Source organism: Pokkaliibacter sp. MBI-7 (assembly GCF_029846635.1).
GTDB lineage: Bacteria > Pseudomonadota > Gammaproteobacteria > Pseudomonadales > Balneatricaceae > Pokkaliibacter.
This window is the reverse complement of sequence record NZ_JARVTG010000001.1, coordinates 2,551,285-2,575,368: the sequence shown is the minus strand read 5'-3', so window position 1 is coordinate 2,575,368 and position 24,084 is coordinate 2,551,285. Positions and strand designations below refer to the sequence as shown.

Below are 24,084 nucleotides of genomic sequence, written 5' to 3'. Positions count from 1 at the left end.
ATGAGCAAGACCGTTTCTCTTGATAAAAGCAAAATCAAGATCCTTCTGTTGGAAGGCGTACACCAGTCAGCGCTGGACATGTTCCAGGGCCAGGGTTACTCCAACATCGAATACCATAAAGGCTCCCTGCCAGAAGAGCAGCTGATCGAATCGATCCGCGACGCCCACTTCATCGGCATCCGCTCCCGTACTCAACTGACTGAAACCGTGCTGGCTGAAGCGCAGAAACTGGTTGCCATCGGCTGCTTCTGCATCGGTACCAACCAGGTTGATCTGAATGCTGCCCTGACCCGCGGTATCGCTGTATTCAACGCACCTTACTCCAACACCCGTTCGGTGGCAGAGCTGGTGATTGCTGAAATCATCATGCTGATGCGCGGTATCCCCGAGAAGAACATCGTCTGCCACCGCGGTGGCTGGATGAAGTCAGCCGATAACAGCTACGAAATCCGTGGCAAGAAACTCGGCATCATCGGTTACGGCTCTATCGGCACCCAGCTGTCGGTCATGGCCGAGTCCATGGGGATGAAAGTCTATTACTACGACGTGGTTACCAAGCTGCCTCTGGGTAACGCCCAGCAGATCGCCAGCCTGGAAGAACTGCTCGGCAAGGTTGACGTTGTCAGCCTGCACGTACCGGAAACCGCGTCCACCAAGAACATGTTCGGCGCACGCGAACTGGGCTGGATGAAAGAAGGTTCGATCCTGATCAACGCTTCCCGTGGCACCGTGGTGGATATCGAGGCGCTGGCCGAGAACATCACCAGCAAGAAACTGCTGGGTGCGGCCATCGACGTGTTCCCGGTTGAGCCACGCTCCAACAAGGATGAGTTCCTGTCACCGCTGCGCGGTCTGGACAATGTCATCCTGACCCCGCACATCGGTGGTTCCACCATGGAAGCGCAGGAAATGATCGGTGTGGAAGTGTCCGAGAAGCTGGTGCGTTACAGCGACAACGGTACCTCCACCATGTCCGTCAACTTCCCTGAAGTGGCGCTGCCTTCACACCCCGGCAAGCATCGCCTGCTGCACATTCACAAGAACGTGCCCGGCATCATGTCGCAGATCAACAGCGTTTTCTCCGAAAACAACATCAACATCTCCTCGCAGTTCCTGCAGACCAACGAGAACGTGGGCTACGTGGTGATCGATGTGGACGCCGAGTACTCAGAACTGGCGCTGCAAAAGCTGCAGCAGATCCAGGGCACCATCAAGACTCGCGTGCTGTTCTGATCCGCTGATCTGCCGCAGTAAACAAAACCGGCTCCCTGTGAGCCGGTTTTGTTTTATCTGCTATGGCTGAGCTTTAGACGGGTGCGTGGATAACGCGGCTCTGGTCAAGTCAGCCAATGACTGACTGTGATAGAAGTCCATGCAGGTAGCGACCAGCAGGGGTTGGCGCTCTTGTTCGGGGAGACGAAAGGGCTGCTGTAGATAGCTGTTCAGTAGCTGACTCAGCTGACCATTGTGCTGCCAAAAAGGCTCCGCTGATGAGTTCAGTGCATTAAGAGTACTGGCCGTATTCGCAGCGTCATTGGCCACTAATGGGGCTTTATCAGCAAAGGCACGCGACAGACAAAGTGCCAGTGCTGCGTCTCTATACTTAGTGGCATCGTCCTGAACGCGCACTGCCGCCAGAGTGGAGTGGCTATCTGCCATCACTGGTGACAAGCCGAGGGCTGCCAAGACCACAACCAAAGCGACTTTACTCATGGCAGCTCCCAGAAATGAGCCTTCTTGGTTCGGTAAACTGCCAGGGGATAATTAAAATAGCAGTGGTCATAACAAGTACCCGTGCCATCCCACAACGTCGCATGGCCACTGGCGTCACTCCAGCCTTCAACCTCAAACAGCATCACGCCCTTTTTTACCCTCCATCAGACTGTCACCTATTTGTGGATCATCGACGGACAGATCGGGTTGCCCCCACTGCTTTTGCAGAAAATCAATGACATTCCCAACGCGATAAAAATACCACCTACCATTCTTTCCCGAGACGGTGTGAGTACCTGATCTGGGTACCAAGGTACCTGTTTCATTGAGGATGTAGCTCATGCGCACTGCACAGGTATTCTTCCATCGCTGTGGCTCTGCGACCTGCGAAATATTGAACGCCACCTTGCCTCCGATGACACTGGCAACCTTTCCCAAAGGATCAACCGGGTCATAGATTCGACGTGAAGCTGCCCATGCTTGAGTAAACGGCGGACGCTTTGACATATTCAGTAACTCCCTTACTTAAGTCGAAGCCAGTAAAAATAAAAAGGGTCTCGGCAAAGATCATCCCTATTTGTGTTTCATTGTCAGTCTGTTGTTATTCACTGCACCTCAAAGCGCAGGGTACCAATAACCTGCCCATCCTCAGTCAGCACCTTGACCTGCCACTCACCGACCACCTCCTTGGGGAAGTTCTGCTTGCGGCTCCAGGCCCGGTAACCCTGTTCGCGCCCGCCATGAATATCCAGCGGGATGCGATCCAGCTCCTTGCCGTTGTAGATCCACTGATGATAGATGCGTTCATCCAGCCCACGCGGGGCATTGATGGCGGTATAAGCATACAGCCCCTGATCACGCAGCTGCTGCTCGGTCAGGCTCCTGAGGCTGTCGCCCGGCGCGCGGGAACGGCTGTCGAACTGGCTGGTGATGGCCATCTCCTGCAGCCACAGTGTCGCTGGCGGCACCCAGGCCCGGCCCAGCCAGCCGGCAAACGCGATGGCGCCGGTCAGCACCACCGCCACCGCCCAGCGCCAGGGGGTCTGCTGCGACAGCGAGACCAGACGGCTGGGTAGGGACAGCGCCACCGTGGTCGCCAGCGCCAGCTGGTAACTCTGGGTGGTGCTCAGATGCAGGATCAGCGGCAGTACCGTCAGCAGCACCGCAAACAGGCTGAGATTGTGATAGGCGAGGAACAGCCAGCGGCGGTTCGACAGCCATTTGTAATACAGCGGGTCGGTAATCGAGATCAGTGCCGCCACCCCCAGCAGGCCGGTAAAGACCGCCTGCCCCGAATTCCATGCCGTGGTCACGGCGAAGAACGGCAGGGTGAAAAACAGGCTTTCCTGATGAATCAGCTGGGTGACATAGCGCAGCAGCGCGGGTGGCAGGTACAGACCGAAGCGTTTGGCGATCTTGTCGGTCAGCAGGTTTTCCAGCACCAGCCACAGCCAGCTGACCAGCATGATGATGGCGATGACCTGACCGGCGCGATGCTGGCGATCGACCAGAAAGAAACTGGCCAGACCGGAGCAGAAGCCAAACAGGGCAAGTACCCGCGGATAACGCTGGATCAGACCCAGCACACGGGTTAACAGGGATTGCAGATGGTGTTTACTGGTCGCGAGCATGTTCAGGACCGACAGCTGGAGTTCAACAGGGGGAGCGCCAAGACCGCCCAGTATACCCCAGCTCCCCTGCGCAGATGGTCCGTCTCTGTATCGAAATTCGTCACCCTGCTGACACCGATTTACCGGCCTGCGGGCCTGGCTCCGCTAAAACCGGGCTGTCATACGGCATTCATATTGCAAGCCTAGGATCTGGTCTATACCAAAATTCAACAGGTAGACACCATGACCAAGGCTGCGCTGACTCATTCGTCCTCTGCCCACTCCGATGTGCTGATCATCGGTGGCGGAGTGCTGGGCTGTGCTCTGGGCTATTACCTGAGCCGTGACCCGGCGCTGCAGATCACCCTGCTGGAGCGTCAGACCCTTGGCAGCGGCACCACCAGTTTTGCTGCAGGATTGCTCACCAAGGCCCGTCCTACGCCCCAGGTCAGGGCACTGGTCAGCGAAACCTTTGCCGCCATTGCCCGGCTCAATGAAGAGGGGATCGATATCCCTTTCAATCAGGTCGGCAGCCTGCACATCGGTTGCAGTGACAGCGCCCGTGCCCAGGTCAGCCGCACCGCCGAGCTGGCGCAGCTGCAGCAGGATCCGGTGCAGTGGTTGCAGGCAGAGCAGGTCAGCCAGCGGTGCCCGTGGCTGCAGGTGCCGGGCGACTGTGCGGCCGCACTGCTGCCCCACGATGGCTTTATCGACCCCTATCAGCTGTGCATGGCCTACGCTCAGGGCGCACGCCGTCAGGGCGTCAACCTCCGCCAGTACAGTGCCGTACAACGCCTGCTGCGCGATGGTCAGCGTATCACCGGGGTGGAACTGGAGCAGGGTGAGCAGCTGTTGGCGCGCTGGGTCATTGATGCCGCCGGCCCCTGGAGCACCGCACTGGCCTATGAACAGGATTTGTTTCTGGCCATGGCGCCGGTCCGCAGCCACTACTGGATCACCGCCAGCAGCCCGCTGTTTCCCAGCCAGTCACCGATGGTGATTCTGCCCGATGCACTGGCCTATGCGCGGCCGGAGGTCGGTGGCCTGCTGTTTGGTCTGCGTGATCAGCACCCGGTCTACGCCAGCCCTGCGCAGCTGCCGGTGGACATCCGCGGGTTCAGTTTCGGTGAAGATGACGAGGGCTGGGAGGCACTGGCCGCCGGCTTCTCGGCACTGCAGGCGTTTTTCCCGGCACTGCAGCAGCTGCCGATGGCCCACCATGTCAGCAATATTTCCAGCTATACCCCGGATGGCCTGCCGTTGCTTGGTCAGGTGGGCGACGTCGAAGGCTTTATCGCCGCCACCGGCTGTTCCGGTGCCGGTGTCAGCCTGTCAGGCGGTATTGCCCGGCTTATCAGTGCGGACATTAGCGGTCACTCGCGCTGGCTGGACCGTCAGGCCTTCAGCCCCAACCGCTTTGGCCGGGTCGACCCGATGTGTGATGAGTTTCAGCGCCGCTGTGCCCTGGCACGCGCTAATAAACGAACCGGCTGAACTGCAGCGCCACCTAACCCACAGCAGGAGTGCAGCGAGCCCTCCGCCGCGTCAGGGAGGACAGCAGCATGCTCCGTGCTGCCAATGAATTCACCAGACTGCAAACTCGACTTAATAGGACTGTCATCTTTCATAGGTAAGTTTACTGGTATATACCAAACCAACAACGAGGAGACCTTTCCATGCGCAAGACCCTGTTGATGTTGTCCACCAGCCTGTTACTCGCCAATGCTGCCTACGCCAGTAGCGAGCTGACGGTATATACCGCCATTGAAGCGGAAGACCTGAAAAAGTACGCCGCCCGTTTCAACGAAGAGCATCCCGACATCAAGATCAACTGGGTGCGCGATTCCACCGGAGTGATCACCGCCAAGCTGCTGGCCGAGAAAGACAACCCTCAGGCCGATGTAGTCTGGGGTCTGGCCGCTACCAGCCTGATGCTGCTGGCCAACGATGGCCTGTTGCAGCCCTACAAGCCTGCGGGCTACGACAAGCTGTCAGAAAAATTCCGCGACAACAGCGCCGAACCCAGCTGGACCGGGATGGATGCCTGGATGGCCGCCATCTGCGTCAACACCGAAGAAGCCAAGAAGTTCAACCTGCCGATGCCCACCTCCTGGGAAGATCTGACCAATCCGGTCTACAAAGGCCACGTGGTCATGCCTAACCCGGCCTCTTCCGGCACCGGCTTCCTTGACGTTTCCAGCTGGCTGCAGCTGTTCGGCGAAGACAAGGGCTGGGCCTTCATGGATGGCCTGCACCAGAACATCTCGGCCTACACCCACTCCGGCTCCAAGCCCTGCAAGATGGCCGCCTCCGGCGAAACCCCCATCGGTATCTCCTTCGCCTTCCGCGGTGCCAAGGAAAAGGCCAAGGGTGCACCGCTTGAACTGGTCTTCCCCAAAGAAGGTCTGGGCTGGGATATGGAAGCGACCGCTATCGTAAAAGGCAGCAAGCATATAGATGCCGCCAAGACCCTGGTGGACTGGACCGTCAGCAAGAAGGCCAACGAGCTCTATAACGAAGGCTATGCGGTGGTGGCCATGCCCGATGTGGCGCAGCCTGTGCAGTATTTCCCCACCAACGCAGAACAGCTGATGATCAACAACGACTTCGGCTGGGCAGCGAAAAACCGCGACACCATCCTCACCGAGTGGACCAAGCGTTACGACGGCAAGTCCGAAGCGAAGTAAGGCTTCACCTGCTGTACCTCAGCACGCCGGCAGGGCAACTGCCAGCGTGCTGTCCGTTTTCGATCTGAACCGGCTGCACCATCGGCCCCTATGACCACGAGGCTTTCCATGACCCCCACGCTGCCCACGGACGCACACCCCGGCTCCGCTCCCTACCTGACACTCAGGCATATCGATCAGTTTTTCGGCCAGTTTCAGGCGCTGAAGGATATTTCCCTCAGCATCAACGAGGGCGAGTTTATCTGCTTCCTGGGCCCGTCCGGCTGTGGCAAGACCACACTGCTGCGCATCATTGCCGGCCTCGACTGCCAGAGCAGCGGTGAGCTGCATCAGGCCGGTCGCGATATTTCCCTGTTGCCGGTCAGCGAACGCGACTTCGGCATCGTTTTTCAGTCCTATGCACTGTTCCCCAATCTCAGCGTCGCCGACAACATCGCCTATGGCCTGCACAACCGCGGCGCCACCGCCCAGCAGCGCCAGCAACGGGTGGCAGAGCTGCTGGCCACCATCGGCCTGTCCGGCAGCGAACACAAATACCCGGCGCAGTTATCCGGCGGCCAGCAGCAGCGTATTGCCCTGGCCCGCGCGCTGGCCACCTCACCGGGCCTGCTGTTGCTGGATGAGCCACTGTCGGCGCTGGATGCCCGGGTGCGTGCCCACCTGCGCAACGAGATCAAGTCACTGCAGGCCAAACTCGGCGTGACCACCATCATGGTGACCCATGATCAGGAAGAAGCCCTGACCATGGCAGATCGCATCGTAGTGATGAATGCCGGGGTAATAGAGCAGGTGGGGACACCGCAGGACATCTACAGCGCTCCGGCCAGCGCTTTTGTTGCCGACTTCGTCGGCCAGATGAACTTCGTCAGCGGTGAGGTACTGGACCAGCACACCCTGCAGATCGGTGGCCGCACCCTGCATTGCCACAAATGCCGCGACTTCAGCCCCCATGCGCAGGTGCGCTTCGGCATCCGGCCGGAAGATGTGCGCCTGCGCCCGCAGCCTGATGACAGCAACCGCGTACGGGGAACTGTTACCCAGATGGAGTTCCTCGGCTCCTTCATGCGCTCACGCCTGCAGGTCGATGGCCTCGATGCGCCACTGCTGGCCGATATTTCCATGAACGAGCTGCGTGATCTGAATATCCGCCCCGGCCAGCAGCTGGATGTCACTCTGCCTGCCGAACGTCTGCATCTGTTCAGCCATTGAGCCGAGCTGTACCGCGCCATGGAGGAACCGACCATGAACGATAGCCTGACCCTGCGTCAGCCCAAACCAACGACGGCCAGACCTGCGACGGCGGCCCGACAGCGGCCACTGCGCCAGCACCTCAGCCGTGATGAAATCATCCTGCGCGGTGCCATGCTGATTGGCGCACTGGCGCTGCTGATCGCTCTGGTGATGCCGCTGTACACCCTGCTGTCGAAGAGCGTGCAGAACAAGGACGGCGCCTTTGTCGGGCTGGCCAACTTCGCCCGCTATGCCGACAGTCCCAGCCTGTACAACTCCCTCAGCCACTCTCTGACCATGGCGCTGGTGTGCACCCTGATCGTCACCAGTCTGGCGTTTATGGCGGCCTATGCCCTGAGCCGCAGCTGCATGCCGCTGAAAAGAAGCTTCCGCGTCATTCTGGCACTGCCGATTCTGGCACCGTCACTGCTGCCTGCCATCAGTCTGGTGTACCTGTTCGGTAATCAGGGGGTGCTGAAAAGCTGGTTGCTGGGAGACAGCATCTACGGCCCCATCGGGATCGTCATCGCCTCCTGCTTCTGGGTGCTGCCGCACGCCATGATGATCATGCTGACTGCCCTCAGCCATACCGACGCCCGTCTGTATGAATCAGCGCGAGTGCTGGGCAGCTCGCCCTGGCGCATCTTCTTTACCGTCACCCTGCCCAGCGCCAAATACGGCATTATCAGCACCGCCTTTGTGGTCTTCACGCTGGTGATTACCGATTTTGGTGTACCCAAGGTGATTGGCGGCCAGTACGACATGCTGGCCACTGACATCTACAAACAGGTGATTGGCCAGCAGAACTTTGAAATGGGTGCGGCAGTCAGCGTCATCCTGCTGTTCCCAGCGGTGCTGGCCTTTGCCGTCGACCGCTGGCTGCAACGCAAGCAGGCGGCGCTGATCACCGCCCGCTCCGTACCCCTGCAGCCACAGCCCCGGCGCTGGACAGACCGCACGCTGTTGCTCGGCATGCTGCTGCTCGGCATCGCCATTGTCGGCGTGATCGCCATGGCCATCTACGCCTCACTGGTCAAATACTGGCCCTACAACCTCAGTCTGGGTTTCAGCAATTACCAGTTTGATCTGATGGACGGCGGCGGCTGGGGCGCTTACTGGAATTCCCTGCGCATGGCGCTGTACACCGCGTTGCTCGGCACCGGCTTTATCTTCTTTCAGGCTTATCTGCAGGAAAAGCTGCGCGGTTTCGGCTGGCTCAAGCATCTGTTCCAGATGATGGCACTGTTGCCGCTGGCGGTACCGGGCATGGTGCTGGGTCTGGCCTATATTTTCTTCTTCAATCACCCGGCCAATCCGCTCAACGGCCTGTACGGCACCCTGGCGATTCTGGTGATCTGCACCATCGCGCACTTCTATACCGTCTGCCATCTGACGGCGGTCACCGCACTGAAGCAGATCGACCCGGAGTTCGAGCCCGTGTCGGCCTCGCTCAAGGTGCCGCAGTACCTGACCTTCTGGCGGGTGACCCTGCCGGTGTGTCTGCCTGCGGTGCTGGACATTGCCGCCTATCTGTTCGTCAACGCCATGACCACGGTGTCGGCGGTGGTCTTCCTGTACTCCTACAAGACCATGCTGGCCTCCGTATCGGTACTGAACATGGATGACGCCGGCGATATTGCCCCGGCGGCTGCGATGGCGGTGCTGATCATGCTGACCTGCATGGTCGCCCGCTTACTGCACTGGCTGCTGAGCAAGGGTCTGCTGCAGCGCAGCCAGCGCTGGCGCAGCCCAGCCTGAATGTTCTGAGGCCCGCCGCAGCGGGCCCTCTGACCACGACCCCGACACCCTATAACTAGAAACAGGCATCATTAGCGAAAGGTACCGCCATGAGCGATCACAGCACATCCGCGCCAAACCCGCGCCAGCCCGGCTATCTGCTGACTCCCGGCCCGATTACCACCACCCTCAGCGTCAAACAGGCGATGCTGGTGGACTGGGGCTCGTGGGATAACGATTTCAATCTGCTGACCGCCTCCCTCCGCCAGCAGCTGCTGGCCCTGGCCCACGCCGAGGCCGACTTCAGCTGTGTGCTGCTGCAGGGCAGTGGTACCTATGCGGTAGAAGCCACGCTGGCGACGCTGGTGCCCCGTTCCGGCAAGCTGCTGATTCTGATGAACGGCGCCTACGGCCAGCGCATGGCGAAAATCTGTGACTATCTGGGGCGTGATTACGTCAGCCTCGATATGGGTGACTATCTGCCACCTGAACCGGCGGAAGTCGCCCGCCTGCTGGCAGAAGACCCCGCCATCAGCCATGTGGCGGTGGTGCACTGTGAAACCAGCTCCGGCATCCTCAACCCGGTGGAAGCCATCGCTGAGGTGGTAAAAGCCGCCGGGCGCAGCCTGATCATTGACTCCATGAGCGGCTTTGGCGCACTGCCGATTGATGCACGCAGCCTGCCGTTCGATGCGGTGATTTCTTCCGCCAACAAGTGTCTGGAAGGGGTGCCCGGCTTTGCTTTCAGTCTGATCCGCACCGGGGTGCTGCAGCAGTGTGCCGGTAATGCGCATTCCCTCAGCCTCGACCTGTTCGATCAGTGGCAGTATATGGAGCGCACGGGTCAATGGCGCTATACCCCACCGACCCACACGGTCGCCGCACTGGCGCAGGCGCTGCAGGAGCACACCGCAGAAGGCGGCGTAGCGGGGCGTCTGGCGCGCTACCGCCATAATCGTGACGTGATGCTGGCCGGTATGCGTCAGCTGGGTTTTCGCACCCTGCTGGAAGACGACTGGCTGTCACCGATTATCGTCACCTTTTTCTGCCCTCCGGCACCGTTTGATTTCAAAGCGTTCTACGCTGCCCTCAAACAGCGGGGCTTCATCATCTATCCCGGCAAGCTGACGGCGGTGGACAGTTTCCGCATCGGCTGCATCGGTCAGGTGGCGGCAGCACAGATGCAGCAGCTGGTCAGTGCCGTGGCAGAAGCCTGTCAGGAACTGGGGCTGAGCCTGCCCGTACCACTGCCCGCTCATCTGAGCTCATCAACCGTCGCCCAGGCGTAAAATTTCAGGAGTCACACCATGTACCAGTATTCCCGTCGTTACGTCGGCCCCGTAGAAGCCGTTATCCTTGATCTCGCGGGCACCTGCGTCGATTTTGGTTCACTGGCGCCGATTCGTGCCTTCCAGCAACTGTTTCAGGAGCACGGCGTGCCAATCAGCGAAAGCGAGGCGCGGGCGCCCATGGGTACGGAAAAACGCGAACATATCCGCCAGCTGCTGGCCATGCCGCGCATTGCCGCCGAGTGGACAGCACAGCATGGTGCCGCCGATGAGGCAGTGATCGACCGCCTCTACCACGCCTTTGAGCCAATCCAGATTGCCGCCATTGGTCAGCGCAGCCAGCTGATCCCCGGTCTGCTGGAAGCGCAGGAATATTGCCAGCAGCAGGACATCAAGATCGGCGTCAACTCCGGCTACAGCCGCAGCATGCTCAACGCCATGCTACCGGCCCTTGCCGAGCAGGGCTTTGTGCCCGCCTCGGTGGTTTGCGCCACCGAAGTACCGAACGGCAGACCCTATCCGCACATGAGTCTGAAAGGCATGCTGGAGCTGGCCATCGGTAACGTGCAGGCCTGCGTGAAAGTCGATGACACCCTGACCGGTCTGGAAGAAGGGCTGGCAGCAGGGATGTGGACCGTCGGCGTGGCAGTGTCCGGCAATGAAATCGGCCTTGATCAGGAGCAGTGGGACAGTCTGCCGGAGGACCAGCAACTGCGCCGCAGCGCCGCTGCCCGTCAGCGTATGCTGCGCTGTGGGGCACACTACGCCATCGACTCCGTCGCCGAACTGCCGGGGGTACTGGCTGATATCGAGCATCGTCTGCTGTGCGGCGAACAGCCCTGAGACAGGGTCATGGGCTTTGGCTGCTGTGCGGCCAAAGCGCGGACACGCTCACCTGCCGCCGCGTCACAGCGCCGCTGCTTACCGGTCTGAAGCATTGGTGCACCGGCGCTGAACCCTTCACACTGTTGCCCATTTGATCACCTGCCTGTCTCACTTCCTGCCCACGAGGTTTACCGTGAGTCCCATAGCCATCGGCCTGATTATCTTCTCTGCCATGATGCACGCAGGCTGGAACCTGATGGGCAAGCGTCACGCGCCCTCATTGTCTTTCTTTACCCTGTCGATGAGTGCCGGCGCCCTGGCGTTCACGCCCTTTGTGTTTTCCCTGCTGTGGCAGCTGCCCGCCATGCCCGCCACCTTCTGGTGGCTGCTGCTGGGCACCGGGCTGGCGCAGGCGGTCTATATGGCAGGGCTGGCCTGGGCCTACGCCCGTGCCGATGTCAGCCTGATCTATCCGATGGCACGCGCACTACCGGTGGTGATGGTGCCCTGTATCAGCTGGCTGCTGCTGGATAACCGGGTGCTGACCGCCGCCGACTGGCTGGGGATGATGGTCATCGTTGTTGGCAGCCTGATCCTGCCGCTGCCCCGCCTCAGCGCCCTGCACTGGCGCAGCTACGCCACGCCGGCACTGGGCTTCATGCTGCTGGCCGCCCTCGGCACCTGTGGCTATTCGCTGATCGACAGTGCGGCCCTCAGGGTCCTGCGTCAGCACGGTCTCAGCGCCTTTGAAGCGGGCAGCCTGTATCTGACCCTGCAGGCTTACAGCTCGGTGCTGTGGATGCTGCCGGTCTGTCTGCTCGGCCAGCAGGAGCGGCCAACACTGCGTGGCCTGCTGCAGCGCCAGCAGATGAAGGTCTGGGCCAGCACCGGCATTGCCATTCTGCTGACCTACTGGCTGATTCTGATTGCCATGTCCTACGTCACCGACGTCAGCTATGTGGTGGCCCTGCGCCAGCTGTCGATCCCGCTCGGGGTGCTGGCCGGTATCGTCTGGCTGAAGGAAACTCCCACTGCGCCGCGGCTACTGGGCGTAACGGTGATTGTCATCGGCCTGTTGCTGGTGGCACTGGGGTAACGCAGAAAGGAGAGGGGGGAAGGGAGGGGCGGAAAGCAGATGGCTTGCACCCCAGCCCCGGCCAGCTGACGGACAACTCGCCGGGGTCGCGGATCAGCCGCCTGTCACAGCCGACAGGCGGCTAACGATCACCAGTACCAATAACGCCTTCACGCGTTACACAGGCTGCAGGGCAAAGTACTGCTGCAGCAGCGCTGGGTATTCCTCGGCGTCGAACTGTCGTTGTTCCATTTCACCACGACGAATCTGCTTGAGGCTGTTGCCAAACAGAATGGTGCGGCCGTCGCTGTGGTGTTGTACCAGTAACGGCTTCTGCACGAAGACTGCATCGGGATGGGTGGAGTTGAGGTAGTTGGCCGGGGCAAAGTCGATCCACTCCTGCGCGTACAGATCAAACCCGTACTGATTAACCCACTGGCCGTCGGTCCAGGCCTGCAGCAGATATTCGCGGTCGCTGCTCATACTCAGCCGGAAACGGTCGTAATCCTGCACGATATCCTCATCCAGCTGATCCAGATCCAGCGGTGCCCGGATGCCATAGCTGCCAAAGCCCAGATCACACAGCCAGCGCTTGCCATCGATATGCACCACCAGCGCCATGTGGGTCTTGGGGCGACGCACCGGGTAGAACATCGGCCGGCAGGCCACCATGCGGAACTCGAAACCAAGGGTCTGCAACGCCATGGCGAAAATACCGTTGACCTCGTAGCAGTAGCCGCCACGACGCTGATTGACGATTTTTTCAACGATATCTGCAGGCTGCAGGGAGACGATCTTGCCCGCCTGCACATCAAGATTTTCAAACGGAACGCTGAACAGCTGACAGCGCATCAGGCTCTGCAGGGTGGCCAGATCGGCTCCGGCAGGGCCACTGAAACCGATGCGCTGCAAGTAGGCAGACAGGTCGAAATTGGCGGGCAGTTCAAGCGAGGCGGCGTGCATGACAAGCTCCCTGTGCACTGTGGGCGATGGCCCAACGAAAAAAGAAGCCGCATTCTAACAGCCCGCGTGATTTCACGCTGGCCTGCTGCGAAAAAGTCGTCCATCGCTGCTGCACTGGTGCACCGCCAGACCACTGCTACACTGATCAGCGTGAGCCCCGTGGCTTTCTGCAGATGAGCGTTGATCATGGCCAAACCTTTCGCTATTTCCCCCAGCTTCCGCCTGCCGTCTCTCCCCCTATTGGTGGTCGCTGCCTGTCTGTCCGGCAATCTGGCGCACGCCGCAGAAACGGTGGGGCAAGTGCTGCTCAGTGTCGGTCAGACCCAGGCCACCGATGCCAGTGGTGCGACTCGGCCACTGGCGCGGCGGGCTCCCGTGCAGGATGACGACGTACTGCAAACCGGCGCTGATGGCCGGCTGGATATTCGCATGCAGGATGACGGCAGGCTGGCACTGCAGGCCAACTCCAGCCTGCGGCTGGTCGATTACCAGTGGCAACCGCAGCAACGTGACGGGCAGGTGACACTGGAGCTGATCAAGGGCGGCATGCGCTCCCTCAGTGGACAGATCGGCAGCACCCATCCCGAGCACTATCAGCTCAACAGCCGGGTCGCCAGTATCGGTATTCGTGGTACGGATTTTCAGGTGTTTCTCTGTGATGTTCAGTGCGGGCAACAGTACGCGACGCAGCCGGGGCTGGCCGGTGGGGTCAGCAGTGGCAGCATTGTCATTACCAGCCCGACCGAGCAGCGGGTAGTACGGGCAGGGCAGTTTTTCTATGTTGACGGCCAGAACGGCGTCATCACCATTCTTGACCGGGCACCAGCGATGCTGCCGCAGGACAGCGGCTGGTATGCGGCAGCTGCCGCAGCCAAAGGCCCTTCTGACGGCGCCAGCCTGACCCCGCTGGGGGTCAGTGGGGCTGCCATCGTGCTGGGCATTGGTATCATGGCCATCGACGGCGGCGGCAGCTCAGGCACCACCGGCACCAGCAGTGGGCGTTAACCCCTGTCTCTGCAACCGGCCATGCCTCAAGGTAAGGCATGGCCGGTTGTGCCGTTCATCCCTTCTCATGACTGACACGTCTCCGTATCGTTGATCTGATGCAACAGGCGGTTGCCAGAGAGTGTCTTTTCACCGCGATCAGCGCTCAATTGCTCCGATTCGGCGGTCATTTCACGTTTAACCCCCTGACATTCGTGCAAAAATCATGGCTCTGCAGGTAGCTGCCTTGAATAGCCCGGTGGCGTGACCCAAGACTGCGGGTAATGGATTTTGCTTATTGGCGTCATAGTGATATTTGGCGTCGTTCTTGCTGGGATATTTTTTACTATCACCTGATCGAATTCGGGCAGCAGCATCGTCACCGAATCGAAGCCGGGCAGAGCGCAGATAAGGTTCTGACATCCATCACCCGACTCACAGACAGCCTTGTCGGATAGGTCGCAGCATCAGGCGGAAAGCATCCGTCGCCATATCCCCCATGTGGGTTGTCTATTCGTTCGCGTACCAGATGCACTGGTCGTTAAGTCACGCAGACACTGGCCTGTCCGTGCCGAGGGCAGACCAGTGCGCTAAGGACGGGAGAGCGCAATGGCAGTTACAGCTGACAGCTTAGACAAAGACCTCGAAAGCAGCCGTACCCACGGCACCCGCAAGACCGCCTCACGGCAGGCGGAATACTGGCTGGCCAGCCAGCTGGCCAAAGCCGGGATTAGCCTCAACGGCCCCAACCCCTGGGACCCACAGATTCACAACCCGCAGTTCTACAACCGTGCTTTTGCCGAGGGCAGTCTCGGCGTCGGCGAAGCCTTTATCGATGGCTGGTGGGATTGCGAACAACTGGACGAGATGATCAGCCGGGTACTGGCCGCCGAACTGCAGCGGCACATCACCGGGCGCTGGGTGTTCATCAAACACTGGCTGATGGCCCGGCTGTTCAATCTGCAGTCGGTAAAGCGCGCTTATCAGGTGGGTGAGCAGCACTATGACGCGGGTAATGATCTGTACCGCGCCATGCTGGATGACACCATGGCCTATTCCTGTGGCTACTGGAAAGACGCAGCTGACCTGCATCAGGCCCAGCTGGCCAAGCTGGATCTGATCTGTCGTAAAGCCCAGTTACAGCAGGGTGAATCCGTGGTGGAAATTGGCTGCGGCTGGGGCAGTTTTGCTGAGCTGGCCGCACGCAATTACGGGGTGAATGTCACCGGCATTACCATTTCCAGAGAACAGAAGGCGCTGGCCGAAGAACGCTGTGCCGGTCTGCCGGTAGAGATTGCCCTGATGGACTATCGCAGCCTGCAGGGGCAGTTCGACAAGGCGGTGTCGATTGGCATGTTCGAGCATGTCGGACAGAAAAATTACGACATCTACATGAGCACGGCTCATCGTCTGCTCAAGGATGAGGGCATCTTCGTCCTGCACACCATCGGCAGCGATGTATCGCAGCTGGGCACCGATCCGTGGATTCACAAATACATTTTCCCCAACGGCGCCATTCCCTCGCTGACCCAGATCAGCGAAGCCTGTGAGCCTTATTTCGTCATTGAAGATGTGCATAACTTCGGCCCGGATTACGACCGCACCCTGATGGCCTGGTTTGATAACTTCGATGCGGCCTGGCCGCAGCTGCAGGGCAACTACGACAGCCGCTTCTATCGCATGTGGACCTACTACCTGAAAATCTGCGCCGGGGCATTCCGCAGCCGCTCACTGCAGCTCTATCAGCTGGTACTGCGTAAACGCCTGTCTCCCCTCAGCCGCTATCACGCTCCGCGCTGAGCGGGCGGTGATGGCCTGACAGCGGCTCCTGCTCATTCTGCGCAGGAGCTGCTTCGGGTGCCTGTTCCTCAGCCTTTGCACCCGGCGCCACTGCTGCACCACCGCTAAACAGCGAAGGCATACCATGCAGTAACTCCGCGACGGGCAGGCCCTGCCAGTCCACCGGCTGTTGCAGCAACGGCGCCAGCTGCTGGCGCTGTGCCTGTGTCAGCGCAGAGGAAGCGGGCTGCTGGCGGGGTAATGGCAGGTGGCGCAAGGCATCCAGCGCCGGTGAGCTGACGCCCCATTGCCAGCCCTTGCTTGTCGGCTGGCTGCCATCCTGTGGTAGCACGGTGGTGGTCGGGGTGATCTTGATGGTCATGGCAAACTCCCTGAAGTCTTCCTTCAACGGAACTGACGTTGCTGCAGCCGGGTATTGAAAGGCGGAATAGGGCGCTGGGTCGGGTCCGTCACCGGCGCCTGCTGGGCGCGCTGGAAACGCTCGCGCAACTGCCCGGCGCTGCTGAGGAAGGCTTCCATCTGCCGTTCCAGCCCGTCCGCATCAATCGCCATATCCAGCGTATGACGCAACAGCAGATGGCCATTGGCCGGGTTCAGGGCCAGTGTGCCGCCCTGAGTCAGTGCCGGGTTGAGATTGAGGGCCAGCGCTTCCGCCAGCAGGGTGGCATCGCCCACATAGGTCAACTCCAGCACCGGGGCATAGAAATACAAACAGGTCTGACCTTCCGGAATCCACAACAGGCACTCCACCCCTGAACTGCTGCGAAAAGTGGCCTGCCCGGCACCATCAAACAGGCTATCGCCTGGGTTGGCGTAACCGCGCTGGACCAGAAACAGCTCCATGCTGATACGTGCCTGTAGCGTATTCAATCCATCACTCCTGCAAAGCCTTCCTGAGAACAGTCGATGAGTGGCCTGTGCAGTGCATCTGGTTCACCCCTGTCAAGACAGGACCGCCGGGCCACACTGTTCACGATCCCGTGAGCTGAAACCAGACAAATCGAAACGCTGAAGAAGTGGTGGTCACGGATCAGTCAGCGACAGTGGATCTTTTCAATCGCGTGCACCGACAGATCGTACGATGGCGGGCACCAGCGGTCTGGCTTATAGTGGCCGGTGCCTTGCACCGCTGCACCGTGGCCAAGGCTTTCTTCCTCGCATACCGGTATGGTCCGGCAAGAGAGCACTATCATGCGTACCCAGGATCTGGGCGAACTTCTTATGCTGGCAGCGCTATGGGGCGCTTCCTTTCTGTTTATGCGCATTGCCGTACCAGCCTTCGGGCCGATCGCTCTGGTGGCGGTGCGCCTCGGTATCGCCTCGGTGTTTCTGGTCGGTATCCTCATTTTTACCGGCAAACTGCGCAAACTGGGTGACCATCCCGGCAAGCTGGCCATCGTCGGCGTGCTGAATACAGCGTTGCCTTTTGTACTCCTGAGCTATGCCACCCTGTCGATGACGGCAGGTTTTACCTCCATTCTCAACGCCACCACACCGCTCTGGGGGGCCCTGATTGCCTTTGTCTGGGTCAAGGAGCGGCTGACGCTGGCACAAGTGCTGGGTCTGCTAATCGGTTTTGCCGGTGTCATCACCCTGGTCTGGGGCAAGGTCAGCTTCACCGGCAATGGCACCGGTCCGGCCATCGTGGCGGCCCTGCTGGCGACCTGCAGCTATGGCGTCGCGGCCAGCTACACACGCAAATACCTGTCAGGTATCGACCCACTGGTGATCGCCACCGGTAGCCAGCTGGCGGGGTTTATCCTGCTGACCCCACTGGCGGCCCTGTATCTGCCGCAGCACAGCATCGGTCTGTCGTCGTGGCTGTCGGTGCTGGTGCTGGGTATTGCCTGTACCGGCGTGGCGTACATCCTGTTTTTCCGGCTGGTATCGCGCATTGGTCCGAGTAAAACCATCACTGTCACCTTCCTGATTCCGGTGTTTGGCATGCTGTGGGGCTATCTGTTCCTGCAGGAAGCGGTCAGCAGTCAGATGCTGGCAGGCGCGGCAGTGATTCTCGCCGGTACCCTGCTGTCGACCGGGCTGATCAAGCCCAGCTGGTGCAACAAACCAGGCTAAGCCCACCGTGAACAGCAGAGACAACAAGGCCGGGATGATCCCGGCCTTGTTGTTTATTCCGCAGGTGAGTACATCATCTTACTCAACGTTCACCGTAATCTTGTCGGAGATGACCGGCGGATTGAACGGAATATGCAGCTTGTCACCCATGATCAGCTGCAGGGTGTGTTTGCCGGGGCTGAGGGTCAGCTCGGTTTCGGTCTGGCCACCGCCAAAATGTTTGATGTGATCGGTGGCGGGCAGCGGCATATCCATCGCAGGCAGGGTGTCGACATCAATCAGCAGATGGTGATGACCGGTGTTGGCCTTATCCATGCCAGCTGGGGCGACCCCCATGCCGCTCAGGCCAAACTGCACCTTGAAAGTCTGACTCACGGTATCGCCATCTTTAGGTGCAATGATATAGACCCTGGCGCCTTCGGGAGCCGGTGTCCGGGGCATATCTGCGGCCAGCAGTGGCGCGCTGAGGGCGGCGGCCAGCAGACTGCTGGCGAGCAGGGAAGAGTGCTTCAGTGACAGGGTATGACGTTGCATAACAGGCTCCTTGTAGTGTGTGGACCCGCTATCGGTACAAGACCTACCCTGCCGTAATGGCTGACTGTACTGGGCAACATCCTGTGCCGATAAGAGACAGCAGTACCTGGGGAACAGGGTCCTTGCCGTCAGCCGGGCGTCCTTTCAATGGTGGGGTACAGCAAACTTTGCGTAAAAAATCTGCGCAGACATCGCCCGCGCAGGCATAGCATCAACTACAGCCAGCCTTTGCGTTTGAAGAAGAAATAAGTACCAAAGGCACTGGCCAGCATCATGGCGATGGCCATCGGATAGCCATACTCGGTATGCAGCTCCGGCATGGTATCGAAGTTCATCCCGTAAATACTGGCGATCAGCGTGGGCGGCAGGAAGATCACCGCCGCCACCGAGAAGATCTTGATGATCTTGTTCTGCTGCAGGCTGGTGAAGCTCATGGCCGCATCCATCAGGAAGTTGATCTTGTCGAACAGGAACTGGGTGTGCGGCAGCAGGGATTCGATATCCGCCAGCATCTCCTTGATTTCCTTCTTCGCCGGTTTGTCCAGATCGTCGTTGTTGTAACGCTGTAAAAAGCGCAGGGAACGCTGGGTATCCAGCAGGCTCAGACGGATCTTGCCATTGGCGTCTTCCTGAATGGTGATCAGGCGCAGCATTTCATCCAGCTCATCATCTTCGAACACCTGCTGCGAGGCCTTCTCCAGCACGGTATAGACGTCTTCCAGCAGATCCGACAGGTAATCGACCTTGAGGTTGAACAGGTGCACCAGCACCTCCAGCGGATCACGCACGCTGATGCGGTGCTGGCGGACATAGTTGCGGAACAGGCGGATCAGGCCGATGTCTTCCTCACGTACGGTGAACAGCATACGCTCACGCAGGTTGAATGAGACGTTGACGCCCCGCAGCTCCTTGCCCACCTTGTGGGGGAACAGCGAGTGAATGTGCAGGCCGTCCTTGTCGATGTAGAAACGTGAGGAGGCTTCGATCTCGTTGATGTCTTCCTGGTCCGGCATCTCTTCCTGATAGAAGCCGGAAAGCCAGCTGCGCTCTGCCTCATCAGGCTCAAAACAGTCTACCCATAACACCTGCTCGGGCAGCTGATCTTCAGTCGTTAATTCTTGCATGTGCAGGGAAGCGCCCTGCAGATAATAGGCAGTGATCATAAAACGTGATCTCCTGTCGGACAGCGAAATACAAGAAGCACCAGAGCAGCTGGTGAGACATCAGGACCTGTCTGGTCACCGCAGTGCAATGAGCCCAGACCGGCAGCGACACTCCGCCCGAGTCCAGCGGCGAGAAGTCTAGCGACAGATTAAGACAGTTACTGGCGCGCCATTCTAAGCGGCCTGCGGGGGATGGCAAAGCCTTTCTTGGCAGCGTGCTCCTGTGGTTTCTCCTGATTGGGGTACGATCACCTTGTGAACAACCAAAGCAGGCTGCATTTGGCATCAGGTGGCTACTAGTTAGCAGTATCTGTTGCGGTTTTTTTCACCGTAAAGCCACTATAGTTCCTACAATACACAGACCGTCACTGTGCCAGCACAGTCAACCGCATCGCGCTAAAGGAACCTGCATGACCGATGTGTCCCTGATCGCCAAGCCGCCTTCCAGCCTCAAACGCATACTGCTGGTGACGCTGGCCATCTTTGTGCCGCTGTTCGCGGCGCTCTATGTGTCGCTGGACATCTATGACCAGCAGCAGCGGCTGGCCTATATCAACAGGGAAGATCTGGCCCTGCAAAACCGTGTAACCGCCCTCAATACCGAGCTGGACCGCAGTTTGTCACTGCTGCGCAACCTGCCGCAGGTACTGGCGCAAAGCCGTGACGTGACCGAGACGCTGGCGCAGAGCGACAGCCAGGCCATGCGCAACCGCCTGAACCGCTTTCTGGCACGCGCCACCGAAGACCTCAAGGTGGATATCATGTGGGCCATGGACCGTACCGGTGATACCGTGGCCGCCAGTAACTACGATCAGGCCGCCTCACTGATCGGTGGCAACTACGCCTATCGCGACTACTTCAAGACCGCCCTTGCCGGTGGCAAGGGACATCAGTTTGCCATTGGTGCGACGACGCTGGTGCCGGGCTTCTATTTCTCCGCACCGGTGACCTATCAGGATGAGGTGATCGGCGTAGTGGCAATGAAGATCAATGTCAGCAATCTGCTGAACTGGGTCATGCAGCCCAACGTCATGGTCAGTGACAGCGTCGGGCTGGTGATCATGGCCTCCAACCCCGACTATGTGCTGCGTGCCATGCCCGATTCGCCGTTGCAGGCCATGAGCGATGATCAGCAGCTGCAGCGCTATCAGCAGCACCAGTTCGAGAAACTGCGCCTCGACATCAGTGACATCTACGGCGGCTACACCCTGTGGCGCCTCGGTAATAACACCTCGCCCGCCCTGATCAAACGACAGGCCAGTCATGAAAACGACTTTGAAGGTATTGCCTACAGCTATCTGGATCAGCTGGATGAGCTGGATCATCGCCACACCGCCCACCTGCTGATTGCGCTGGTGGCCAGCGGGCTGCTGTCACTGGCGATTGCCAGTACGCTGGTCTATCTGCTGCGCAGCCACGATGGCGAACGTCAGCTGCGCGCCAGCAACGCCAAACTGGAGATGCTCAATAATCAGCTGGAAGCTCTGGCAGGTGAGGACCCACTGACCGGCATCTTTAACCGGCGAAAGCTTGATCTGCTGCTGGAAGAGGAATGGACCCGCTCACGCCGTTATCGCCGGCCACTGAGTGTGGCAGTGCTCGACCTCGACTACTTCAAGAAGATCAACGATACCCTCGGCCATGGCGCGGGAGATGCGGTACTGATTCATGTTGCCCGGCTGCTGAGCAGCAACAAACGCAGCACCGACATTCTGGCCCGTCTGGGTGGTGAAGAGTTCGTGATGGTATTGCCGGAGACCCATGCGCAGGATGCACAGATACTGATGGAAAGACTGCGACAGATGATTTCTGCCGAGCCAACACCCTGGAAGCAGGAAAGCATCACCGTCACCATCAGTATCGGCATTACCAGTCTGGGCCGAGAAGACAAGATCAGTGACCTGCTGCGTCGTGCCGATGAGGCACTGTATGAAGCCAAGGGAGCAGGGCGCAATCAGGTATATGTGCACTGTCCAGCGCACGTCAATCAGTTTGGCTGAGTGACGTGTCAGGCGTCAGGCGTCAGGCGTCAGGCGTTAGGCGTTAGGCGTTAGGCAGTATCGCCATCCTTGCTATGACAGCAAGCGCTGTCCACAGCCATCAGCGGGGGGTGGCCTGATCCAGCGCCACGAAGGGGTCTGCCACGGGTCGTCCCAGCAGGTAACCCTGGCCCATATCACAGCCGTAGTTGAGCAGGATTTCAAACTGCTCCTCGGTTTCAATCCCCTCAGCCACCACATCCAGATCCAGCTTGTGGGCCATGGCAATGATCGCTGCGGTAATCTGCCGGTCATCGTGGTCCAGGGTCAGATCCTGCACAAAACTGCGGTCAACCTTGAGGGTGTCCACCGGCAGTTTCTTCAGCTGTGCCAGCGACGAGTAGCCGGTGCCAAAATCATCAATGGCCACCTTCAGACCAAGCTTGCGGCACTGCTCCAGCAGCAGTACGGCCTGATCCATATCTTCCATGATCAGCGACTCGGTGATCTCCAGCTCCAGCAGTGCGGCCGGAGCACCGGTTTCCTGCAGGATGCGCTCGAACTGTACCACCAGATCACGCTCCTTGAGCTGGTTGGCGCTGACGTTGACGGTCAGAGGCACCGCAGGCAGGTCCGCCTTGATGCGCTCCACCACCTTGTCGCAGGCAGCGTGGAATACCCAGTAGCCCAGCGGAATAATCAGTCCGGTCGACTCGGCAATGTCAATGAAGTGACCGGGGAACAACAGACCCCGCTCGGGATGCTGCCAGCGAATCAGCACTTCACACTTCTTCAGTGCGCGGCTCTGCAGACAGAAGATCGGCTGCAGATGCAGCACAAACTGCCCGTCACTGAGGGCCAGACGCAGCTCCTCTTCCACCTGCATCACATTGTTGATGTCGTGCTGCAGCACCGGATCAAAGAAACCGTAGCAGTTCTTACCCTGTTTCTTGGCTTCATACAGGGCCAGATCGGCATTGCGCAGAATATCGACCAGATTGTCACCATCGTCAGGCAGCAGGGTGATGCCGATACTGGCCGACACACTGATCTGCCGGTTACGCAGGCTGATGGGCTGACTGATTTGCTGCAGCAGGGCATCCGCCAGCTGGCTGATCGCCGGCGCATCACTGGCATCGTGCAGCAGGACTGCAAACTCGTCACCACCAAGACGTGCTACCACACCGCGACTGCCCACCAGGGAGGTGACCCGCTCAGATACCGTCTTCAGCAACTGATCGCCCATCTGGTGATCCAGAGAATCGTTGATGCGTTTGAAGTCATCCAGATCCATGTAGAGCAGGGCACCACGGCTCTTGCTCAGCCGGTGGGTGCCGATGGCCTGCTGCAGGGTGTCCTGCAGCAGGCGCCGGTTAGCCAGCCCCGTCAGGAAATCGAAATAGGCGTGCTGCTTGAGCTCTGCCGTACGCTCCTGCACCAGCCGGCGCAAGCGCTCCGGTTCGCGGCTGATACGGTGCGTGACCCAGGCAGTAATCAGTGCCAGCAGTAAAATCAGCATATAGGCCAGTACCGTCAGCGCGCCCACGGGCAACGGATGGCTGAGTTTAAGCTTCCAGCTCACTCCGGGAATGTCCATGTCAAACTCCATGTAACTTTCCTGGTTGAGCGGCACCGCAGACTGGGCGATAGGATGAGTTTTGCCGTGAATATCCACATAGCAGAGGCGATAGCGATAACCCTGAGCCGCCATGGACTCAAGAGCGGTCGCATTGACGATCTCACTCAGGGTGACCACGGCCGAGGCCAGCCCCCAGAAGTGCGGGATACCGTTGTCATCTCTGATGAATACCGGATTGCGGGCAATCATTGCTACTCCGCCCTGTACCAGCGGCATCGGGCCGATCATTTTGGCTGACGCGGACTGAATCACATTCTGGCTGGGGCTGTAGCCGAAAATTTTGTTTTCCAGCTGGTCAATGCTGCGGCCAATAGCGGGTTCATTACCCTTGAGAGGATAGATAAAGCCAATGACACCTTCGGGTGCCAGCTGCAGGCTGCTTATTTCATCCATGTAGCTGAAGATGCCCGCCGCCAGTTCATCGAACTTCTCGACTGCGCCATGGTGACGTATAACGTCCTGACCGAGGATATAGGAGGCAGCAAGAGCACGGCGCATGCGCTTTTCCAGAATACTGACCTGCGCTGAACCCAGCTGCTGCATGGCCAGATTCTGCTCCTGAACGCGGACCTGCTGGTTCAGACTGATCCAATAGCTTCCCGCCAGGGCGACGATGATAAACGCCCAGAGGGGAACCAACTTGTGAAAACGTGAGATCAAACCAGCCAATGCACTCTCTCTTCAGCTGCATGCCCGGCTTTCGTGCAACCGGCTGCGCTCTTTCAAGGGAATGATTTATCTGTCGGTGTCACGGAATGGCCGACAAACAACTCGCACGCA

General features: G+C 59.4%; 21 protein-coding genes. 12 read left to right on the top strand and 9 right to left on the bottom strand.

Annotation, left to right across the window (positions count from 1 at the left end):
• Positions 1-1,233: a phosphoglycerate dehydrogenase gene (serA, locus tag QCD60_RS11520; RefSeq protein ID WP_279785367.1), complete on the top strand. Its 1,233-nt coding sequence runs from the start codon at positions 1-3 to the stop codon at positions 1,231-1,233.
• Positions 1,234-1,293: 60 nt separating this feature from the next.
• Here the strand turns inward: serA and QCD60_RS11515 are convergent, their stop codons facing one another.
• From QCD60_RS11515 to QCD60_RS11505, 3 genes are all read right to left on the bottom strand, one after another.
• Positions 1,294-1,713, bottom strand: a complete 420-nt coding sequence (locus QCD60_RS11515) for a T6SS amidase immunity protein Tai4 family protein (RefSeq protein WP_279785365.1) — start codon at positions 1,711-1,713, stop codon at positions 1,294-1,296.
• A gap of 132 nt (positions 1,714-1,845) precedes the next feature.
• Positions 1,846-2,220, bottom strand: coding sequence for a T6SS effector amidase Tae4 family protein (locus QCD60_RS11510; protein ID WP_279785363.1), 375 nt, complete (start codon positions 2,218-2,220; stop codon positions 1,846-1,848).
• Positions 2,221-2,318: 98 nt separating this feature from the next.
• Positions 2,319-3,344, bottom strand: a complete 1,026-nt coding sequence (locus QCD60_RS11505) for a DUF5924 family protein (protein ID WP_279785360.1) — start codon at positions 3,342-3,344, stop codon at positions 2,319-2,321.
• A 222-nt stretch (positions 3,345-3,566) separates the two neighbouring features.
• On the opposite strand from QCD60_RS11505, the gene QCD60_RS11500 reads away from it, so the two are divergent.
• From QCD60_RS11500 to QCD60_RS11470, 7 genes are all read left to right on the top strand, one after another.
• On the top strand, positions 3,567-4,817 hold the full coding sequence (locus QCD60_RS11500) for an FAD-dependent oxidoreductase (RefSeq protein ID WP_279785358.1): 1,251 nt from the start codon (positions 3,567-3,569) through the stop codon (positions 4,815-4,817).
• A gap of 182 nt (positions 4,818-4,999) precedes the next feature.
• Positions 5,000-6,010 (top strand): putative 2-aminoethylphosphonate ABC transporter substrate-binding protein, encoded by a 1,011-nt coding sequence (locus QCD60_RS11495; RefSeq protein ID WP_279785355.1) that lies wholly within the window; start codon positions 5,000-5,002, stop codon positions 6,008-6,010.
• Between the two features lie 108 nt (positions 6,011-6,118).
• The gene (locus tag QCD60_RS11490) at positions 6,119-7,219 is read left to right on the top strand and encodes a putative 2-aminoethylphosphonate ABC transporter ATP-binding protein (protein WP_279785353.1); all 1,101 of its coding nucleotides are present in this window, start codon (positions 6,119-6,121) and stop codon (positions 7,217-7,219) included.
• Positions 7,220-7,252: 33 nt separating this feature from the next.
• Positions 7,253-8,998 carry a putative 2-aminoethylphosphonate ABC transporter permease subunit gene (locus tag QCD60_RS11485; RefSeq protein ID WP_279785351.1) on the top strand — a complete coding sequence of 582 codons (1,746 nt, stop codon included), beginning with the start codon at positions 7,253-7,255 and terminating at the stop codon, positions 8,996-8,998.
• An 89-nt stretch (positions 8,999-9,087) separates the two neighbouring features.
• A complete protein-coding gene (locus QCD60_RS11480; protein ID WP_279785349.1) occupies positions 9,088-10,266 on the top strand; it encodes a 2-aminoethylphosphonate--pyruvate transaminase in 1,179 nt (392 codons plus the stop codon).
• A gap of 18 nt (positions 10,267-10,284) precedes the next feature.
• Entirely contained in the window at positions 10,285-11,109 is an 825-nt protein-coding gene (gene phnX / locus QCD60_RS11475; RefSeq protein WP_279785347.1) for a phosphonoacetaldehyde hydrolase, read from the top strand.
• A gap of 175 nt (positions 11,110-11,284) precedes the next feature.
• A complete protein-coding gene (locus QCD60_RS11470) occupies positions 11,285-12,187 on the top strand; it encodes a drug/metabolite transporter (RefSeq protein ID WP_279785345.1) in 903 nt (300 codons plus the stop codon).
• A 156-nt stretch (positions 12,188-12,343) separates the two neighbouring features.
• On the opposite strand, the gene QCD60_RS11465 is transcribed toward QCD60_RS11470, so the two are convergent.
• The gene (locus QCD60_RS11465; protein WP_279785343.1) at positions 12,344-13,129 is read right to left on the bottom strand and encodes an arylamine N-acetyltransferase; all 786 of its coding nucleotides are present in this window, start codon (positions 13,127-13,129) and stop codon (positions 12,344-12,346) included.
• Positions 13,130-13,315: 186 nt separating this feature from the next.
• Between QCD60_RS11465 and QCD60_RS11460 the strand changes: the two genes are divergently transcribed.
• Positions 13,316-14,134 carry a FecR family protein gene (locus tag QCD60_RS11460; protein WP_279785341.1) on the top strand — a complete coding sequence of 273 codons (819 nt, stop codon included), beginning with the start codon at positions 13,316-13,318 and terminating at the stop codon, positions 14,132-14,134.
• Positions 14,135-14,722: 588 nt separating this feature from the next.
• A complete protein-coding gene (gene cfa / locus QCD60_RS11455; RefSeq protein WP_279785339.1) occupies positions 14,723-15,913 on the top strand; it encodes a cyclopropane fatty acyl phospholipid synthase in 1,191 nt (396 codons plus the stop codon).
• Here the strand turns inward: cfa and QCD60_RS11450 are convergent.
• Positions 15,888-16,274, bottom strand: a complete 387-nt coding sequence (locus QCD60_RS11450) for a hypothetical protein (protein ID WP_279785337.1) — start codon at positions 16,272-16,274, stop codon at positions 15,888-15,890. The two genes, cfa and QCD60_RS11450, sit on opposite strands and share 26 nt — an antisense overlap.
• Before the next feature lie 23 nt (positions 16,275-16,297).
• Positions 16,298-16,783: a CesT family type III secretion system chaperone gene (locus QCD60_RS11445; RefSeq protein WP_279785335.1), complete on the bottom strand. Its 486-nt coding sequence runs from the start codon at positions 16,781-16,783 to the stop codon at positions 16,298-16,300.
• A 321-nt stretch (positions 16,784-17,104) separates the two neighbouring features.
• On the opposite strand from QCD60_RS11445, the gene QCD60_RS11440 reads away from it, so the two are divergent.
• Complete coding sequence (locus tag QCD60_RS11440; RefSeq protein ID WP_279785332.1) at positions 17,105-17,989, top strand: DMT family transporter; 885 nt, start codon at positions 17,105-17,107, stop codon at positions 17,987-17,989.
• 78 nt (positions 17,990-18,067) lie between these two features.
• Here the strand turns inward: QCD60_RS11440 and QCD60_RS11435 are convergent, their stop codons facing one another.
• Positions 18,068-18,523 carry a DUF4399 domain-containing protein gene (locus tag QCD60_RS11435; RefSeq protein WP_279785330.1) on the bottom strand — a complete coding sequence of 152 codons (456 nt, stop codon included), beginning with the start codon at positions 18,521-18,523 and terminating at the stop codon, positions 18,068-18,070.
• Between the two features lie 215 nt (positions 18,524-18,738).
• Positions 18,739-19,686 carry a magnesium/cobalt transporter CorA gene (gene corA / locus QCD60_RS11430; protein ID WP_104152904.1) on the bottom strand — a complete coding sequence of 316 codons (948 nt, stop codon included), beginning with the start codon at positions 19,684-19,686 and terminating at the stop codon, positions 18,739-18,741.
• Positions 19,687-20,096: 410 nt separating this feature from the next.
• On the opposite strand from corA, the gene QCD60_RS11425 reads away from it, so the two are divergent.
• Positions 20,097-21,686, top strand: a complete 1,590-nt coding sequence (locus tag QCD60_RS11425; protein ID WP_279785326.1) for a diguanylate cyclase — start codon at positions 20,097-20,099, stop codon at positions 21,684-21,686.
• Between the two features lie 100 nt (positions 21,687-21,786).
• On the opposite strand, the gene QCD60_RS11420 is transcribed toward QCD60_RS11425, so the two are convergent.
• Complete coding sequence (locus QCD60_RS11420) at positions 21,787-23,973, bottom strand: EAL domain-containing protein (RefSeq protein WP_279785324.1); 2,187 nt, start codon at positions 23,971-23,973, stop codon at positions 21,787-21,789.
• Between the last annotated feature and the right edge of the window lie 111 nt (positions 23,974-24,084).

Bases quoted from the DNA above. Each gene is read 5' to 3' on its own strand.
- QCD60_RS11465 (WP_279785343.1), bottom strand. From the start codon at position 13,129: ATGCACGCCGCCTCGCTTGAACTGCCCGCCAATTTCGACCTGTCTGCC.
- QCD60_RS11490 (WP_279785353.1), top strand. From the start codon at position 6,119: ATGACCCCCACGCTGCCCACGGACGCACACCCCGGCTCCGCTCCCTAC.
- QCD60_RS11450 (WP_279785337.1), bottom strand. From the start codon at position 16,274: ATGACCATCAAGATCACCCCGACCACCACCGTGCTACCACAGGATGGC.
- QCD60_RS11485 (WP_279785351.1), top strand. From the start codon at position 7,253: ATGAACGATAGCCTGACCCTGCGTCAGCCCAAACCAACGACGGCCAGA.
- QCD60_RS11425 (WP_279785326.1), top strand. From the start codon at position 20,097: ATGACCGATGTGTCCCTGATCGCCAAGCCGCCTTCCAGCCTCAAACGC.
- corA (WP_104152904.1), bottom strand. From the start codon at position 19,686: ATGATCACTGCCTATTATCTGCAGGGCGCTTCCCTGCACATGCAAGAA.
- cfa (WP_279785339.1), top strand. From the start codon at position 14,723: ATGGCAGTTACAGCTGACAGCTTAGACAAAGACCTCGAAAGCAGCCGT.
- QCD60_RS11440 (WP_279785332.1), top strand. From the start codon at position 17,105: ATGCGTACCCAGGATCTGGGCGAACTTCTTATGCTGGCAGCGCTATGG.
- QCD60_RS11480 (WP_279785349.1), top strand. From the start codon at position 9,088: ATGAGCGATCACAGCACATCCGCGCCAAACCCGCGCCAGCCCGGCTAT.
- QCD60_RS11495 (WP_279785355.1), top strand. From the start codon at position 5,000: ATGCGCAAGACCCTGTTGATGTTGTCCACCAGCCTGTTACTCGCCAAT.
- QCD60_RS11515 (WP_279785365.1), bottom strand. From the start codon at position 1,713: ATGAGTAAAGTCGCTTTGGTTGTGGTCTTGGCAGCCCTCGGCTTGTCA.
- QCD60_RS11500 (WP_279785358.1), top strand. From the start codon at position 3,567: ATGACCAAGGCTGCGCTGACTCATTCGTCCTCTGCCCACTCCGATGTG.
- QCD60_RS11435 (WP_279785330.1), bottom strand. From the start codon at position 18,523: ATGCAACGTCATACCCTGTCACTGAAGCACTCTTCCCTGCTCGCCAGC.
- phnX (WP_279785347.1), top strand. From the start codon at position 10,285: ATGTACCAGTATTCCCGTCGTTACGTCGGCCCCGTAGAAGCCGTTATC.
- serA (WP_279785367.1), top strand. From the start codon at position 1: ATGAGCAAGACCGTTTCTCTTGATAAAAGCAAAATCAAGATCCTTCTG.
- QCD60_RS11510 (WP_279785363.1), bottom strand. From the start codon at position 2,220: ATGTCAAAGCGTCCGCCGTTTACTCAAGCATGGGCAGCTTCACGTCGA.
- QCD60_RS11505 (WP_279785360.1), bottom strand. From the start codon at position 3,344: ATGCTCGCGACCAGTAAACACCATCTGCAATCCCTGTTAACCCGTGTG.
- QCD60_RS11460 (WP_279785341.1), top strand. From the start codon at position 13,316: ATGGCCAAACCTTTCGCTATTTCCCCCAGCTTCCGCCTGCCGTCTCTC.